Raw genomic sequence first — 15,305 nt, forward strand, 5'->3', positions numbered from 1 at the left:
ATGACATGGTTAGCAAACATCAAAGATAAACAAATACTAGTACTTGGTGCTGGCATCACAGGTATGTCCTGTGTGCGCTACCTTAGTGCTCAAGGTTTGTCTTTTGCTGTAAATGACTCTCGTGCTACTCCATTCTCGACCAATGACGGTGAAAAATGGTTTAAAGCGAACTTCCCAACGGCAAGTTTGCACTTAGGAAAGTGGCATAGTGAACTTATTCACCATGCCGATATTATTTTAATTAGCCCAGGTATTGATAGTTCTAATGGTGAAATTGTTCAACATATCAGGCCAGAATGTCAGGTGTTTGGCGATATAGAGTTGTTTTGTCAACTGAATAATCAAGGTGGTTTGAACGAGCAAGGTCGGTCTATTGACATCCTTGCAGTAACTGGCTCAAATGGCAAATCAACCGTGGTGTCTTTACTGAGCTATTTAGCTGAGCAAATAGGTGTTGATGCACAGCTTGGCGGTAATATTGGTCAGCCAATATTAGATATTCTTACCAGACAAAAAGACGGTAAGGATAACCACTTACCTGACTTGTTAATTTTAGAGTTATCAAGCTTCCAATTAGAAACTCTATCTAGCATGCAAGCACTAGCCACAAGCGTGTTAAATGTCAGTGACGATCATTTAGATCGCCATCACAATATGGAAAAGTATAAAGCAATTAAGCAAGGTATCTACCAACAAGGTCGGGTAGCCGTTACCAATCGTGATGATGCAGCAACCCAAACACCTAATAAATCACAAACGGTTATTTCTTTTGGTAGCGATCAACCCAATACAGGTGAGTTTGGTCTCATTGAGCATAAAGGGCAGTTTTATTTAGCCTTTGGCGAACAACTCTTAATAGCGGTAGATAAACTACCTTTAGCTGGTATTCATAATGCGTTAAATTACTTAGCTGCTTTGGCGCTTGGTTATAGTGCAGGATGGTCATTAACTGACATGGTTGCAAACTTAGCCGGCTTTGAGGGCTTAGCGCATCGCTGTCAACGTGTTCCTAGCCAAGATGGCATCACGTGGATCAATGACTCCAAAGCAACTAATGTCGGCGCAACTATTGCCGCTATTAATGGCTTAGCACCCACACTTATATCAACAAATAATCACAACAAGCGCCTGCTCCTTATTGCGGGAGGAGAGGGTAAAGGTGCTGATTTTACCCCTATGGTTCAACCGTTAACTGAACATGTTAGCCATATGATTACCTTAGGAAAAGATGGAAATAACATTGCTAAACTGGTCATGGATAATATTAACACCACGCATGTTACCAGCTTATCTGAGGCAGTATCTTTTGCTAAAAAAATGGCACAGCCAGGCGACATAGTATTACTTTCTCCCGCTTGTGCTAGCTTAGATATGTTTAAAAACTTTGCTGAGCGCGGTGAGCAGTTTATGGCAGCGGTAATGACAATGGCGGAGGCAGGCTGATGAATGCTGCTGTAGATCCTACGCCAACAACCGATCAACAAATAACCTTGCCGATTTTCTCAGCATTGACTCATACCATCAAAGGGCGCATTACTGAGGCTTTAGGAAGTAATGCTGGTCTAAGAAGCTCTGCGGTATTTGATCGAACTTTTGTCGTGCTTGCGTTTAGCATGTACGCCATTGGCTTGATCATGGTCGCTAGCTCTTCGATGCCAGTGGCAGAACGCTTATTTAATAACCCCTTTCATTTTGTCATTCGTCATACCATTTATATCTGTTTGAGTTTAGGTATTGCTGGTGTGGTTTTACAAATTCCGATGGCATGGTGGCAGAAAAATAGTGGCTACCTGTTAATACTGTCAATAATTTTGTTAGTGATAGTGTTGATGGTTGGGCGCACCGTAAATGGCTCGACCCGTTGGATTGTACTTGGTCCTATTACCGTACAAGCCGCAGAGCCGGCAAAGTTATTTTTCTTTTGTTACCTCGCCGCCTATTTAGTGCGACGTCGAGATCAAGTGATGGAAGACTGGAAAGGGTTTGCTAAACCACTGGTAGTGTTTGCCGTACTTGCAGCCTTGCTATTAAGGCAACCAGACCTAGGCACTATTATTGTTATGTTTGTTACTACGTTTGGTTTGTTATTTTTAGCGGGTGCAAAACTTTGGCAGTTTATCAGCTTGGCCTCAGTTGGCGTTGGATTATTGTCTTTACTCGCAATCTTTGAACCCTATCGTTGGCGCAGGATAACCAGTTTCTTAGACCCATGGGAAGACCCCTTTGGCAGTGGGTATCAATTAACCCAATCATTAATGGCCTATGGGCGTGGCGAAGTGTTTGGACAAGGTTTAGGTAACAGCATTCAAAAATTGGAATATTTACCTGAGGCGCATACCGACTTTGTTATGGCGGTATTAGCAGAAGAGCTTGGGTTTATTGGCATCACCTTGATTCTGATGATTAGTATGGTGTTGGTATTTAAAGCATTAATGTTGGGTAAAAGAGCATTAGCAAAAGAGAAATATTTTGAAGGTTTTTTTGCCTATGCAATTGGTATTTGGGTGTGTTTTCAAGCTGCCGTTAATGTCGGGGCAAGTGCGGGTATAGTGCCAACTAAAGGGTTAACTATGCCGCTAATTAGTTATGGTGGTAGCTCGATGATCATTATGACCATAGCGGTTGTAATTTTAATTAGAATTGATCATGAGCTTCGCATGCAAAGCATTCAAGCTACCTCATCGAAAAGAAGAGCGCGAAAAACAGGAGGGGCAAATGGCTAAAACAACTAAAACTCCTGTGTTGTTGGTTATGGCGGGTGGAACTGGAGGTCATATATTTCCGGGACTTGCGGTGGCTGAACATCTTAAAAGTGAAGGATGGATAATACATTGGCTTGGTACCGCTGAACGAATGGAGGCGGAAATTGTGCCAGCACATGGTTTTGCTATTTCGTTTATTAGCATTAGCGGTCTTCGCCATAAAGGCTTAGTTGCTTGGTTAACTTTACCTTTTAAATTAATAAATGCTTTGCTTCAAGCATTGGCTGTCATGAAAAGAGTGAAACCTGATGTGGTGTTAGGTATGGGTGGCTACGCAAGTGCACCTGGAGGCTTGGCGGCATGGTTAATGAGAAAGCCATTAGTCGTTCATGAGCAAAATGCAGTAGCAGGATTAACTAATCGACTTTTAGCCTCAATTGCACGCAAAGTGTGTTGTGCTTTTCCCAATGCATTTAAAATGAGAAAAGGTGTGGAGGTTGTTGGCAACCCACTAAGAGAAAGTATTGGTCAACAAACGCTAGGGAAGCGAAACCTTAATAGCCCTGAGCAAGAAACCTTAAATACATTCAATATTTTAGTGGTTGGCGGTAGTTTAGGTGCACAAGTATTAAATGAAACTGTACCGCAGAGTGTGGCGCAATTAACCCAAGCAGTTAACACCAGTGATAACCATATAGTGAATACTTGGCATCAAACAGGTAAAGGTAAGCAACAAAGCGTTATCAATGCGTATCATGAACAAGGCATAGCTAATGAGCAGGTGCGGGTCACGGAGTTTATTGACGATATGGCCAGTGCTTACCAATGGGCGGATATTGTTATTTGCCGAGCGGGCGCATTAACCGTGTCAGAATTGGCTATGGCATCAACCCCCGCAATATTTGTCCCACTGCCACATGCCGTGGACGATCATCAAACTAAAAATGCTCAATATTTAGTTGCTTGTGGTGGTGCCATTTTGATTAAGCAGCATGAATTAACCAGTGAGCAACTGACAAAACAACTCTTGGCGTTAGTTAGTCAACCTCAGGTTTTAAAGAATATGGCGCAAGCAGCCTTTGCTGCTGCTGATGTAGATGCAACACGCAAGGTTGCAAATATTTGTCAACAACTAGCAGCATAGAATATAAAACAGGTAACGATATGAGCCCTAAGGCACTTAATAAAAACAAAATGAATGTACCAGAAATGCGTCGTGTTAAACGCATCCACTTTGTGGGAATTGGTGGTGCAGGCATGGGTGGTATTGCTGAAGTATTACTTAATGAGGGATATCAAATATCAGGCTCAGATATTGGTGATAATCAAGTAGTAAAACGTTTAACTAGCTTAGGCGCGCACATCAACATCGGCCACACCAGTGCCAATGTGGTGGGTGCAAGTGTTATTGTGGTGTCTACGGCGATAAATCAAGACAACCCTGAACTGGTCGCTGCAAAAGAACAGCGTATTCCTATTGTTCGACGCGCTGAAATGCTGGCGGAATTAATGCGCTTTCGCCATGGTATTGCCGTTGCGGGTACCCATGGCAAAACTACCACTACCAGTCTTATTGCAAGTATTTTTGCCCAAGGGCAACTAGATCCTACTTTTGTCATTGGAGGATTACTAAACAGTGCAGGCACAAATGCTCGACTCGGAAGTAGCCGGTATTTAGTGGCAGAAGCGGATGAAAGTGATGCATCCTTTTTGCACCTTCAACCGATGGTTTCGGTTATTACCAATATCGATGCCGATCATATGGAAACCTATCAAGGTGATTTTGAGAAGCTTAAAGATACCTACATTGAGTTTTTGCACAACCTACCATTTTATGGTTTGGCTGTTGTTTGTATTGATAATCCAGTCATACGTGAATTATTGCCACGCATTGGTCGGCAAGTGATTACTTATGGTTTTTCTCTCGATGCGGATATACGAGCAACCAATTATCAACAAGATGGTGGAGTGAGTTATTTCACCGTAGAAGTGGATGGTGAGCCGCCGTTAGATATGAGTTTAAACTTACCTGGACAACACAATGTACTTAATGCCCTTGCAGGTGTGGCGGTTGCAAAAGATGAAGGTGTTGCTGATGACGCTATTTGTCAGGCGCTTGCTGAGTTTGCAGGTATTGGCCGCCGGTTTGAACAACTGGCTGACTTACAAACCGATGCTGGCAATATGGTATTAGTGGATGATTATGGTCATCATCCAAGTGAAGTCAAAGCGACAATTTTAGCTATGCGAACAGGTTGGCCAGATAAGCGCTTAGTCATGGTGTTTCAACCACATCGCTATTCTCGTACTCGTGATTTATATGAAGACTTTGTTGAAGTGTTATCAGACGTTGATTGTTTATTCCTGTTAGATGTATACGCAGCCGGAGAAACCCCCATTGTCACCGCTGACAGTAAATGTTTAGCGCGCTCACTTCGTCAACGTGGTCAAGTTGAGCCGGTCTATGTTAGTGATGTTGATATGTTACCTGAACTGCTTGCAGCACAACTTCAAGACAACGACATGGTTATTACTCAAGGGGCCGGTAATATTGGTGCCATAGCGAGAAATTTGTCAAACAATCCTTTGCTAGTAAAAGTGGAGGGGAAGTAAATGAATATAGCAACAATCAAAGCAGCTCCTATTGCGGTTTTATATGGCGGAAATTCAGCAGAACGTGATGTGTCTCTTAATTCAGGGAAAGCTATCGCACAAGGGCTTGAGCAAGCGGGTTTTAAGCCGGTATTAATAGATACTAAAACGGTGCCGATCACCGCTTTAGTAGAAAAAAATATTAATCGTGCCTTTATTGCACTTCATGGTAGAGGCGGCGAAGACGGCTGTTTACAAGGCGCATTAGAGTCGCTTGGTATTGCTTATACTGGCTCAAATGTTTTGGGTTCGGCTTTATCGATGGATAAAGTGCGCAGTAAGCAAATATTCAGTGCTTGTAATATCCCTACCGCGCCTTTTGCTATTGTGAACAAGGAAAGTTTTGCCGAGTTTGATGTAAAGACAAAGCTCAATGCACTTGGTGGCAAGGTTATGGTTAAACCAGCACATGAAGGGTCAAGTATTGGTATGGCGATGGCTGATTCGCCAGAAAAACTCCACAACGCATTACTCGATGCTTTTGCTTTTGATGGTGATGTTTTATTAGAGGCTTGGATTGATGGCCCAGAATATACAGTGGCGATATTAGGTGATGAAGCGCTACCTGCAATTCATATGGAAACACCACATGAATTTTATGATTACCAAGCGAAATATCAATCGAACAGTACTCAGTATCATTGCCCGTGTGGTTTGTCTGAACAACAAGAAAATAAAATTAAAGCATTGTCTTTACAGGCATTTAAAGCAACAGGTGCCAGCGGTTGGGGACGCGTAGACTTAATGCAAGACAATAAAGGCCACTGGCAGATATTAGAAGTAAATACAGTGCCGGGTATGACACAAACATCGTTAGTACCTAAGGCAGCTAAAGTTCATGGATTAACCTTTAGTGAATTAGTAGAACGCATAGTGTTATTAAGCGTATAAAAATGAGTTTCTAGACTTGAGGAATACGATGAGAAATAAGCAACAACATCATGAAAATCAACAAGCGTTGGCATTTGGCCTAGGCTTGGCGTTTTTCGTGTTTGTGCTTATTGGTTTGATTAGTTTGGGCTGGTGGTTAAGTAAGCTACTAGTTGAGCAAGAGCATGCGCCGGTGAACACTGTTGTCATCACGGGTGAAATGCCTTACACCCAGCGCGAAGAGGTGTTAAACGCGATCAGTAGCATTGATTTAGGGAATTTTTTTCAAGTCAGTGTCAATGAGGTGCAGCAATTAGTGTCAGCTTTACCTTGGGTGTACTCTGTGGCGGTGAGAAAACAGTGGCCAAATGAAGTAAAAATTTATGTTGTTGATCAAAGTCCTATTGCGCTTTGGAACGGTGACTTTATCTTGAATCAGTTTGGTAAAGCTTTTCAGGCGGATAGAAAAAAGTTAACTCATGCGCTGCCTGAATTTTTTGGCCCTGAAGGATCTGAGTTGTTGGCGTTAGAAAACTTCACTAACTTAAACGGTTTATTAGAATATCGAAATTTAATGATTGATGAACTGGTATTGAGTGAGCGTTTCTCTTGGCAACTAACATTAAACAATGGCGTGATGCTAAATTTAGGACGTGAAGAACGCGTGAAACGTGTGCAAAGATTTATGGATGTTTATCCTTTAATCAAATCACACCTAGAACAGCAAGAAAAACAGCAAAATAATGATAAAAAGCAGATAAAACAAGCAGTGGATTATATTGATTTACGGTATGATACAGGATTGGCTGTTGGTTGGAAGCAAGCAACAAATATGTCAGTGAGTATGGACTTAAAAAACAACAAAAATCAAGCCACATAGTGATGATCAGAAGCCGTAGTGGGCAAAACTATTTCTCCACTGGTTATCAGTGGCAAACAAAAGAGTTGACCTTGAATGTCTAAAGTAACAGAAAGAAATTTAGTTGTTGGACTAGATATTGGCACATCAAAAATTTCCGTCGCAGTGGGTGAAATCACCCCTGACAACCAGCTAAGTGTTGTAGGTGTGGGAAACCAGCCTGCGCGTGGCATGGATAAAGGGGGTGTTAATGATTTGAATCTTGTTATTCAATCAATTCAACGCGCCATTAATGAAGCGGAATTGATGGCAGGTTGTCAAATAAGCTCCATTTATTTAGGTATTTCAGGAAAACATATTAGTTGTCAAAATGAAAATGGCATGGTGCCAATTAATGATAAAGAAGTCATTCAAGAAGATGTTGATAATGTGATTCACACGGCACGCAGCGTACCGCTTTCAGCTGAACGTCGTATGTTACATGTGTTACCGCAAGAATATAGTATAGATTGCCAAGAAGGCATTAAAAGTCCTATTGGCATGTCTGGTGTGCGGATGGAAGCGAAAGTACATATTGTAACGTGTGCTAATGATATGGCAAAAAATCTGGTTAAGTGTGTCGAACGATGCAACTTGAATGCAGACCAATTGATTTTTTCAGCGCTAGCTTCAAGTTATTCTATTCTCACTGAAGATGAAAAAGAGCTGGGTATTTGTGTGGTTGACATGGGAGCAGGCACAATGGATATCGCTATATTCATTGGTGGAGCACTTAGGCACACTGCGGTTATTCCGGTAGCAGGTAATCAAGTCACCAGTGATATTGCAAAAATATTCAGGACACCATTGAGCCATGCTGAAGAGATTAAAGTGCAATATGCCTGTGCATTAAAGCATTTAGTGAGTATGGAAGAAAGTATCGATGTGCCTAGTGTTGGTGGACGACCAGCACGCACTATGTCACGCCATACTTTATCAGAGGTGGTGGAGCCAAGGTACCACGAATTGTTTGAATTAATTCAAGAAGAAGTCAGAGAAGCAGGATTAGAAGATCAAATTGCAGCAGGGTATGTACTTACTGGCGGAACATCAAAAATGGAAGGTGTTGTGGAGTTTGCTGAAGAAGTGTTCCAAATGCCGGTGCGTATAGCATCACCATTTTCAATTCAAGGTTTGAAAGAATATGTAAATGACCCAAGTTATGCAACTGTAGTTGGCTTGTTACATTATGGTATGCAAGCCCATGACTCTGGCGTAAAAGAAATGAACAAGCCTGAAGGCGTTACTGGTTGGTGGTCACGGCTTCATGCATGGTTTAAAGGCGAGTTTTAATTGTTATTTACCACGTAGGGTTAATATCAATTTTTTGTAGGTCAGATTATTTCTGACGAATTTGGTAAAAAAACGGAGAGAGAAAAATGTTTGAATTGATGGAAGATCATAACGAAGAAGCGGTGATTAAAGTCATTGGAGTTGGCGGTGGCGGCGGCAATGCTGTTGAACACATGGTAAGCCAAACCATTGAGGGTGTTGAATTTATTACAGCGAATACTGATTCGCAAGCATTACGTAATTCATCAGCCAATGTTACTTTACAGCTTGGCAATAACGTAACCAAAGGTTTGGGTGCCGGTGCTAATCCAAATATTGGCCGTCAAGCGGCTGAGGAAGATCGTGAAACCATAATGCAAACACTTCAAGGTGCAGATATGGTGTTTATTGCCGCTGGTATGGGCGGGGGTACAGGTACCGGGGCTGCACCTGTTGTTGCTGAAATCGCCAAAGAAATGGGGATACTCACAGTTGCAGTGGTAACTAAGCCTTTTCCTTTTGAAGGCAAAAAACGTATGAATTATGCGGGCCAAGGTATTGATGCGCTTGCTGAAAGTGTAGATTCCCTGATCACTATTCCAAATGAAAAATTGTTAAAAGTCTTAGGACCAGGCACTAGCTTGTTAGACGCTTTTAAAGCTGCAAATAATGTTTTACTAGGTGCTGTACAAGGGATTGCTGAGTTAATAACTCGTCCCGGTTTAATTAACGTCGATTTTGCTGATGTGCGCACTGTGATGTCTGAAATGGGTACCGCTATGATGGGCTCTGGTATTGCTTCAGGCCCAGATAGAGCTGAAGAAGCAGCTGAAGCAGCTATTTCTAGCCCGTTGCTTGAAGATGTTGATTTGGCAGGCGCGCGCGGAATTTTAGTTAATATTACTGCGGGTATGGATATTAGTATTGATGAATTTGAAACCGTTGGTAACGCGGTTAAAGCCTTTGCTAGTGAAAATGCTACAGTTGTAGTTGGTGCGGTAATCGACCCTGATATGACCGAAGAACTTCGTGTGACTGTGGTTGCTACAGGTATCGGTGCAGAAGTTAAGCCTGATATTACCCTAGTTAGTCCAGCGCCTATGGTTGAACAAAGAGCTGTAGGCTCCGATTATAGCCCATCAGCTGCACCACAAGCGGATATGGCTGTTGAACCCATTGCCATGACTGATAGCAATGTGCAAAAGGTAGCGCACGAAGATTTAGATAACTATCTGGATATACCAGCATTTTTGCGTAAGCAGGCAGACTGATCATAAAAACTGTGACAGGTTATTTATAAAGAATCAGTAGCCATTTAGCGGCAGTGATAAGCTCGTGATTACGGATGATGAGTTATTATCAGTATTAATAAAACGACCAATAACCAGTAGGTTGAATTTACTGTGTTTTTTTGTTATATTACGTGCCCGCTGAAATAGGTGGACTGTTAGGTGTGTATGCTTTGGCTAAATAGGCGTTAACAGTTTAGTAAAAGGTACTGTAAGAGCGATTAGCTCTTAATAAGATAGTAGCAACGAGGCTATATGATTAAGCAACGTACATTAAAAACAAGCGTTTCAACCGTTGGTGTTGGGTTACATAAAGGTGAAAAGGTTCAGGTCACTCTCCGTCCTGCTCCTGCTAACACTGGTATTGTATTCCGCCGTGTTGATCTTGATCCTGTGGTTGATATCAAAGCGACCCCAGAAGCGGTTGGTGAAACAACCTTATGTACCTGCTTAGTTAACGATCAACAAGTAAAAGTGTCTACAGTTGAGCATTTGCTATCAGCAGTTGCTGGTTTAGGGATTGATAACTTGATTATTGATGTTGATGCACCTGAAATTCCAATTATGGATGGCAGTGCACTGCCGTTTGTTTACCTGATTCAATCGGTTGGCATAGAAACTCAGCATGCACCTAAGCGTTTTATTCGTATTACTAAAGCTATTCGCGTTGACGAAGGTGATAAGTGGGCTGAATTGTTGCCCTATGAAGGCTTTCGCGTCAATTTTGCTATTGAATTTAATCACCCTGTTATTGCTAACACCTGTCAAACCATGAGTATGGACTTTTCAAGCTGTTCTTTTATTAAAGAAATTAGTCGTGCTCGTACTTTTGGTTTTATGAAAGATATTGAGTTTCTCCGCTCTCATAATCTTGCACTAGGTGGTAGTTTAGAAAACGCTATTGTCCTTGATGAATACCGTATGCTTAACAAAAATGAATTACGCTACGATGATGAATTTGTTAAGCATAAAATCCTTGATGCTATTGGCGACCTTTATATGGGCAGTGCTAGTATTTTAGGTGAATTAAATGCCTTTAAATCAGGGCATGGCTTAAATAACCTATTACTAAGAGAAGTATTTAAGCAAACAGACGCATGGGAATGGGTGACTTATGAAGATGATAAGTTAAGTTCGCCAATTGAATATCAAGAAATCAATGCGAGTGCTTTTTAGTTAAAGGCTGATATTGCGTTAGAAAAATAAAAAACCGAGCATTGCTCGGTTTTTATTTAATAGTAGAGAATTACACCCGTTACCTTTTTGCATTAGCCACTAATTTTCGTAGCTTTTGTTTTAAGCCATCGGGCGCATGTTCTGCAATATCTAATAAATGTGATGCAGTCTCAGACGACATGTTCTGTACCGAAGTTGGCACTGTTGAATGAGCGATGTTTGAGGTAGTGTTTTTTTCAGCGCTAGTTTGACCTGAAGAAACTTTATGCCCGTATGGGTTAACCTTTATTTCTATTTGTGTAAATTGTCCTTGAGTTTGCTTTATCAACTGTTGGCAAATGGTATTACGTTCGAACTGTAACCTTTGCCCCCAAACTGGCGACTTAACCTCAACAATGAGGGTTGATTGAACGAAATTAGCAATATTGAATGCATCTTGTGGCAGGTCAGGGCATATTTGTCGTACAATATCTGACAACAAGCGCAAAGAGTTGGTTTTTTCTTGAATTTGTGCCAAAGTGCCTGTCGTCGCATTAAATAGCGTTGAAAGTTCTTTGGGAGCTTTTGGTCTTCGAGCCATGAAAATAAACCGATTGATGAATGTTTTGTAGGAGGGGAATAACCCCCGCGCAATAAATATGAGTTTAACACTACTATACCGTGGAAAGAATGTAAGATTTTCGATGCGCTTAAATAAGTTGCATTGGCTGTCCGCTGTGCTAAGTTTCGCCTTGATTTCAGGCATGATAGTGCATCTATTTCTTTCTACGGACGAAAAGCCAAGTATAGAACAAAATTATTTAGCTCAAAAAGCATTAACCACTAATGATGGGCAGGATAATGCCACAGTAGTCACTGCTATTGAACAGCAGCAACTAACAGCCTTAACGTTAAAACTAGCTGAATTGCAAAGTCATATTTTAAGGTTGAATGCGTTAGGGGAGCGGTTAGCTGATAATGCCAATATCCCTGAAAAGGAATTTAATTTCAATCACCTGCCTGCCAGTGGTGGCCCAGCAGGTCATAGCAAAATCACCACTAATAAGTCACTGGCACAATTACTGATTGATATTTCAGTATTAGATAATTCATTAGCCCATGAAGAAAATCAGTTACATATGCTTGAATCTTTAACTTTGGGTCACCATATAGAAAATACACGATATTTGTCAGGTAGACCTATAACTAAAGGTTGGTTGTCGTCTTATTTTGGTATGCGTAAAGACCCTTTTAATGGCCGAGCAGCCATGCACAAAGGGATCGATTTTGCCGGTAAAGAAGATGGCGACATTATTGCAACCGCTTCTGGCGTGGTTAGTTGGTCAGATGATCGATATGGCTATGGAAAATTAATAGAAATAAACCATGGTGATGGCTTGAAAACTCGCTATGGTCATAATAAAGAATTACTCGTTAACGTTGGTGATGTAGTAACAAAAGGGCAGGTAATAGCAAAAATGGGCAGTACTGGTCGTTCAACTGGGCCGCACGTTCATTATGAAATATTGCATAACAATAAACAAATTAATCCGCTTAAGTTTGTTTATCGCAAAGCCAAGTAACCGTTGAAGGTTTAGCTTGCATACATTAATGACAAGTAACTACAACAATAATATTCACTCAGTGTTTAAAAGGTTTTGAACACTAAATTTCACAAAATGGTTTAATAAGATGTTTGTAAAGTTGTTAACAAAAATGTTTGGTAGTCGTAATGATAGATTACTGAAAAAAATGAGCAAAGAAGTAAAAAAAATAAATGCGTTAGAGCCAATTCTTGAAGCACTGAGTGATGAAGAATTAAAAGCGAAAACAACGGAACTTAAAACACGCTTAACAGAAGATGAAACCTTAGCTCAAATTTTACCCGAAGCGTTTGCTGTTGTTCGTGAGGCAAGCAAGCGTGTTTTTGATATGCGTCCTTTTGATGTTCAAATGATCGGTGGCATGGTATTGCATGATGGTAAAATTGCTGAAATGCGTACGGGTGAAGGTAAAACATTAACCGCAACACTCCCTTCGTATTTGAACGCCTTAACCGGTAATGGTGTACATGTTATTACGGTCAATGACTACTTAGCTACTCGTGATGCTGATTGGAGTCGCCCATTATTTGAATTCTTAGGATTAACAGTTGGCTGTAATATTGCTGGCTTGTCACCACAAGAAAAGCAAGCAGCTTACAATGCTGACATCACCTATGGTACCAATAATGAGTTTGGTTTTGATTATTTACGTGACAATATGGTGTTTTCACCAGAAGAGCGCTCACAGAAAAAATTAAATTTCGCTATCATTGATGAAGTTGACTCTATCTTAATTGATGAAGCTAGAACGCCATTAATTATTTCAGGACAAGCAGAAGACAGTTCTGAACTGTATCAAACAATTAATACTATCGTTCCAGTGCTAGAAGTACAAAATGAAGAAGATAAAGATGAAGAAACCGGGCAGTCAGAGGATTTTGTTGCTGGTGATTTCACTATTGATGAAAAAGCTAAACAGATATATTTAACCGAACAAGGCCAAGTGCGTATTGAAACCATTATGCGCGAAAAAGGCTTGTTACAAGAAGGTGATACCTTATATTCTGCATCAAACATCACCTTGTTACACCACATTATGGCAGCATTACGTGCCCATAAACTGTTCCAAAAAGACGTAGACTACATTGTAAAAGATAACGAGATTGTCATTGTAGATGAACATACTGGTCGTACTATGGAAGGTCGTCGTTGGTCTGAAGGTTTACATCAGGCGGTTGAAGCAAAAGAAGGAGTAAGAATTCAAAACGAAAACCAAACACTTGCATCCATTACCTTCCAAAATTTCTTTAGGTTATATGAAAAACTTGCAGGGATGACGGGTACGGCTGATACGGAAGCCTTTGAGTTTCAACATATTTATGGGTTGGAAACCGTTATTATTCCGACTCATCGTCCTATGATTCGAAAAGATTTACCCGATCTTATTTACTTAACAACAGAAGAAAAGTTTGAAGCAATTTTAGCGGATATTCAAGACTGTGTTAAACGGGGTCAACCAGTACTAGTAGGTACTATTTCAATTGAAACATCTGAATTTTTATCGGATTTTTTAAAGAAAGCCAAGATTAAGCATAAAGTCCTTAATGCCAAGTTTCACGCTCAAGAAGCTGAAATTGTATCTGATGCCGGTAAAGAGTTTGCCGTTACCATTGCAACTAACATGGCAGGTCGTGGTACCGATATCGTATTAGGTGGTAACTTAAATGCCGCTATTGCTGATTTGTCTAAAGGCAACAAACAACCTACAGAAGCGCAAATTGAAAAAGTAGAAGCACAGTGGAAAAAAGATCATGAACGGGTACTTGAACTAGGTGGCTTAAAAATTATTGCTACTGAACGTCATGAATCACGCCGAATTGATAACCAATTGCGTGGTCGTTCAGGTCGTCAAGGTGATGCCGGTGAAACGCGTTTTTATCTGTCGATGGAAGATTCATTAATGCGTATCTTCGCCTCTGAGCGTATTTCAAATATGATGCGCAAATTAGGCATGGAACACGGAGAAGCAATTGAACACCCTTGGGTAACTCGCAGTATTGAAAATGCCCAACGCAAGGTTGAAGGTCGTAACTTTGATATGCGTAAGCAGTTATTAGAGTATGATGATGTTGCTAATGATCAACGTGGCGTAATTTATGAACAACGTAATGAATTACTTGATGAAACTGATATTGGCGATGTGGTAAATAATATTCGTGCAGATGTGATAAATGACATTATTAGTCAACATATCCCACCACAATCATTAGTTGAAATGTGGAACGTTACGGGTCTTGAGGAACAGTTAAAAGGCGAATTTAATACCGAGCTGCCAATCGCTCAATGGCTTGAAGAAGATAAGAAACTACATGAAGAAAATTTACGCGAAAAAATTGTCGCAGAATTTGAGCAAGTGTATAAAGATAAAGAAGCTGTTGTAGGTGCTGAAGTTTTACGTCAATTTGAAAAAGCGGTAATGTTACAAAGCTTAGATTCACATTGGAAAGAACATTTAGCAGCAATGGATCATTTACGTCAAGGCATTGGTTTGCGTGCCCATGCGCAAAAAAATCCAAAACAAGAATTCAAACGCGAGAGTTTTGAATTATTCACCGACATGTTAGATCACTTAAAATATGACGTGATAGGTATCTTATCTAAAGTACAAATTCAAGCTGAATCAGATGTTGAAGCGGTGGAAGAACAACATAGAAAATCTGAAACACCAACAGAGTTTCAACATCAAAGTGCTGGTGGCATTGAAGAAAAACCTACAATGCCTCGCGTTGGTCGCAACGAACCATGTCCTTGTGGCTCAGGCAAAAAATACAAGCAATGTCATGGTAAATTAACCTAACTAAGATTTGAGTGGCGAATTAAATGGTTTGGTAAAACTGACTTAACCAGCCATATTCGCTACTCG

The 15,305-nt window shown here is 40.7% G+C and carries 12 protein-coding genes; 11 read left to right on the forward strand and 1 reads right to left on the reverse strand.

Going from position 1 to position 15,305, the window contains the following annotated elements:
• The 9 genes from murD (at position 1) to lpxC (ending at position 10,859) form a co-directional block, all read left to right on the forward strand.
• Entirely contained in the window at positions 1–1,443 is a 1,443-nt protein-coding gene (gene murD, locus ABXG98_RS00750; RefSeq protein WP_353536769.1) for a UDP-N-acetylmuramoyl-L-alanine--D-glutamate ligase, read from the forward strand.
• Positions 1,443–2,723 (forward strand): cell division protein FtsW, encoded by a 1,281-nt coding sequence (gene ftsW / locus ABXG98_RS00755; RefSeq protein WP_353536770.1) that lies wholly within the window; start codon positions 1,443–1,445, stop codon positions 2,721–2,723. Before murD ends, ftsW begins: the two co-directional genes overlap by 1 nt.
• The gene (gene murG, locus ABXG98_RS00760; protein ID WP_353536771.1) at positions 2,716–3,846 is read left to right on the forward strand and encodes an undecaprenyldiphospho-muramoylpentapeptide beta-N-acetylglucosaminyltransferase; all 1,131 of its coding nucleotides are present in this window, start codon (positions 2,716–2,718) and stop codon (positions 3,844–3,846) included. The genes ftsW and murG overlap by 8 nt, the downstream gene beginning before the upstream one ends.
• A 20-nt stretch (positions 3,847–3,866) precedes the next feature.
• Positions 3,867–5,315: a UDP-N-acetylmuramate--L-alanine ligase gene (gene murC, locus ABXG98_RS00765; RefSeq protein ID WP_353536772.1), complete on the forward strand. Its 1,449-nt coding sequence runs from the start codon at positions 3,867–3,869 to the stop codon at positions 5,313–5,315.
• Positions 5,316–6,245, forward strand: coding sequence for a D-alanine--D-alanine ligase (locus ABXG98_RS00770; RefSeq protein WP_353536773.1), 930 nt, complete (start codon positions 5,316–5,318; stop codon positions 6,243–6,245).
• A gap of 28 nt (positions 6,246–6,273) precedes the next feature.
• Positions 6,274–7,104, forward strand: coding sequence for a cell division protein FtsQ/DivIB (locus ABXG98_RS00775; protein ID WP_353536774.1), 831 nt, complete (start codon positions 6,274–6,276; stop codon positions 7,102–7,104).
• Between the two features lie 75 nt (positions 7,105–7,179).
• Positions 7,180–8,415, forward strand: a complete 1,236-nt coding sequence (ftsA, locus tag ABXG98_RS00780) for a cell division protein FtsA (protein WP_353536775.1) — start codon at positions 7,180–7,182, stop codon at positions 8,413–8,415.
• An 86-nt stretch (positions 8,416–8,501) separates the two neighbouring features.
• Positions 8,502–9,665, forward strand: a complete 1,164-nt coding sequence (gene ftsZ / locus ABXG98_RS00785; RefSeq protein ID WP_353536776.1) for a cell division protein FtsZ — start codon at positions 8,502–8,504, stop codon at positions 9,663–9,665.
• A gap of 273 nt (positions 9,666–9,938) precedes the next feature.
• The gene (lpxC, locus tag ABXG98_RS00790; protein WP_353536777.1) at positions 9,939–10,859 is read left to right on the forward strand and encodes a UDP-3-O-acyl-N-acetylglucosamine deacetylase; all 921 of its coding nucleotides are present in this window, start codon (positions 9,939–9,941) and stop codon (positions 10,857–10,859) included.
• Positions 10,860–10,938: 79 nt separating this feature from the next.
• On the opposite strand, the gene ABXG98_RS00795 is transcribed toward lpxC, so the two are convergent.
• Positions 10,939–11,439 (reverse strand): DUF721 domain-containing protein, encoded by a 501-nt coding sequence (locus ABXG98_RS00795; protein WP_353536778.1) that lies wholly within the window; start codon positions 11,437–11,439, stop codon positions 10,939–10,941.
• A 103-nt stretch (positions 11,440–11,542) separates the two neighbouring features.
• Between ABXG98_RS00795 and ABXG98_RS00800 the strand changes: the two genes are divergently transcribed.
• Together ABXG98_RS00800 and secA are read left to right on the forward strand one after the other, a co-directional pair.
• Positions 11,543–12,421, forward strand: a complete 879-nt coding sequence (locus ABXG98_RS00800) for a M23 family metallopeptidase (RefSeq protein ID WP_353536779.1) — start codon at positions 11,543–11,545, stop codon at positions 12,419–12,421.
• Positions 12,422–12,530: 109 nt separating this feature from the next.
• A complete protein-coding gene (gene secA / locus ABXG98_RS00805) occupies positions 12,531–15,239 on the forward strand; it encodes a preprotein translocase subunit SecA (protein WP_353536780.1) in 2,709 nt (902 codons plus the stop codon).
• Positions 15,240–15,305 lie beyond the last annotated feature (66 nt).

It is taken from the genome of Colwellia sp. KU-HH00111 (assembly GCF_040362745.1).
Taxonomy (GTDB): Bacteria; Pseudomonadota; Gammaproteobacteria; order Enterobacterales; family Alteromonadaceae; genus Colwellia.

What these genes read in the sequence shown, in the direction of transcription:
- lpxC (WP_353536777.1), top strand. Translation starts at nt 9,939, where the DNA reads ATGATTAAGCAACGTACATTAAAAACAAGCGTTTCAACCGTTGGTGTT.
- ftsZ (WP_353536776.1), top strand. Translation starts at nt 8,502, where the DNA reads ATGTTTGAATTGATGGAAGATCATAACGAAGAAGCGGTGATTAAAGTC.
- ABXG98_RS00770 (WP_353536773.1), top strand. Translation starts at nt 5,316, where the DNA reads ATGAATATAGCAACAATCAAAGCAGCTCCTATTGCGGTTTTATATGGC.
- ftsW (WP_353536770.1), top strand. Translation starts at nt 1,443, where the DNA reads ATGAATGCTGCTGTAGATCCTACGCCAACAACCGATCAACAAATAACC.
- secA (WP_353536780.1), top strand. Translation starts at nt 12,531, where the DNA reads ATGTTTGTAAAGTTGTTAACAAAAATGTTTGGTAGTCGTAATGATAGA.
- murG (WP_353536771.1), top strand. Translation starts at nt 2,716, where the DNA reads ATGGCTAAAACAACTAAAACTCCTGTGTTGTTGGTTATGGCGGGTGGA.
- murC (WP_353536772.1), top strand. Translation starts at nt 3,867, where the DNA reads ATGAGCCCTAAGGCACTTAATAAAAACAAAATGAATGTACCAGAAATG.
- ABXG98_RS00795 (WP_353536778.1), bottom strand. Translation starts at nt 11,439, where the DNA reads ATGGCTCGAAGACCAAAAGCTCCCAAAGAACTTTCAACGCTATTTAAT.
- murD (WP_353536769.1), top strand. Translation starts at nt 1, where the DNA reads ATGACATGGTTAGCAAACATCAAAGATAAACAAATACTAGTACTTGGT.
- ABXG98_RS00775 (WP_353536774.1), top strand. Translation starts at nt 6,274, where the DNA reads ATGAGAAATAAGCAACAACATCATGAAAATCAACAAGCGTTGGCATTT.
- ABXG98_RS00800 (WP_353536779.1), top strand. Translation starts at nt 11,543, where the DNA reads ATGCGCTTAAATAAGTTGCATTGGCTGTCCGCTGTGCTAAGTTTCGCC.
- ftsA (WP_353536775.1), top strand. Translation starts at nt 7,180, where the DNA reads ATGTCTAAAGTAACAGAAAGAAATTTAGTTGTTGGACTAGATATTGGC.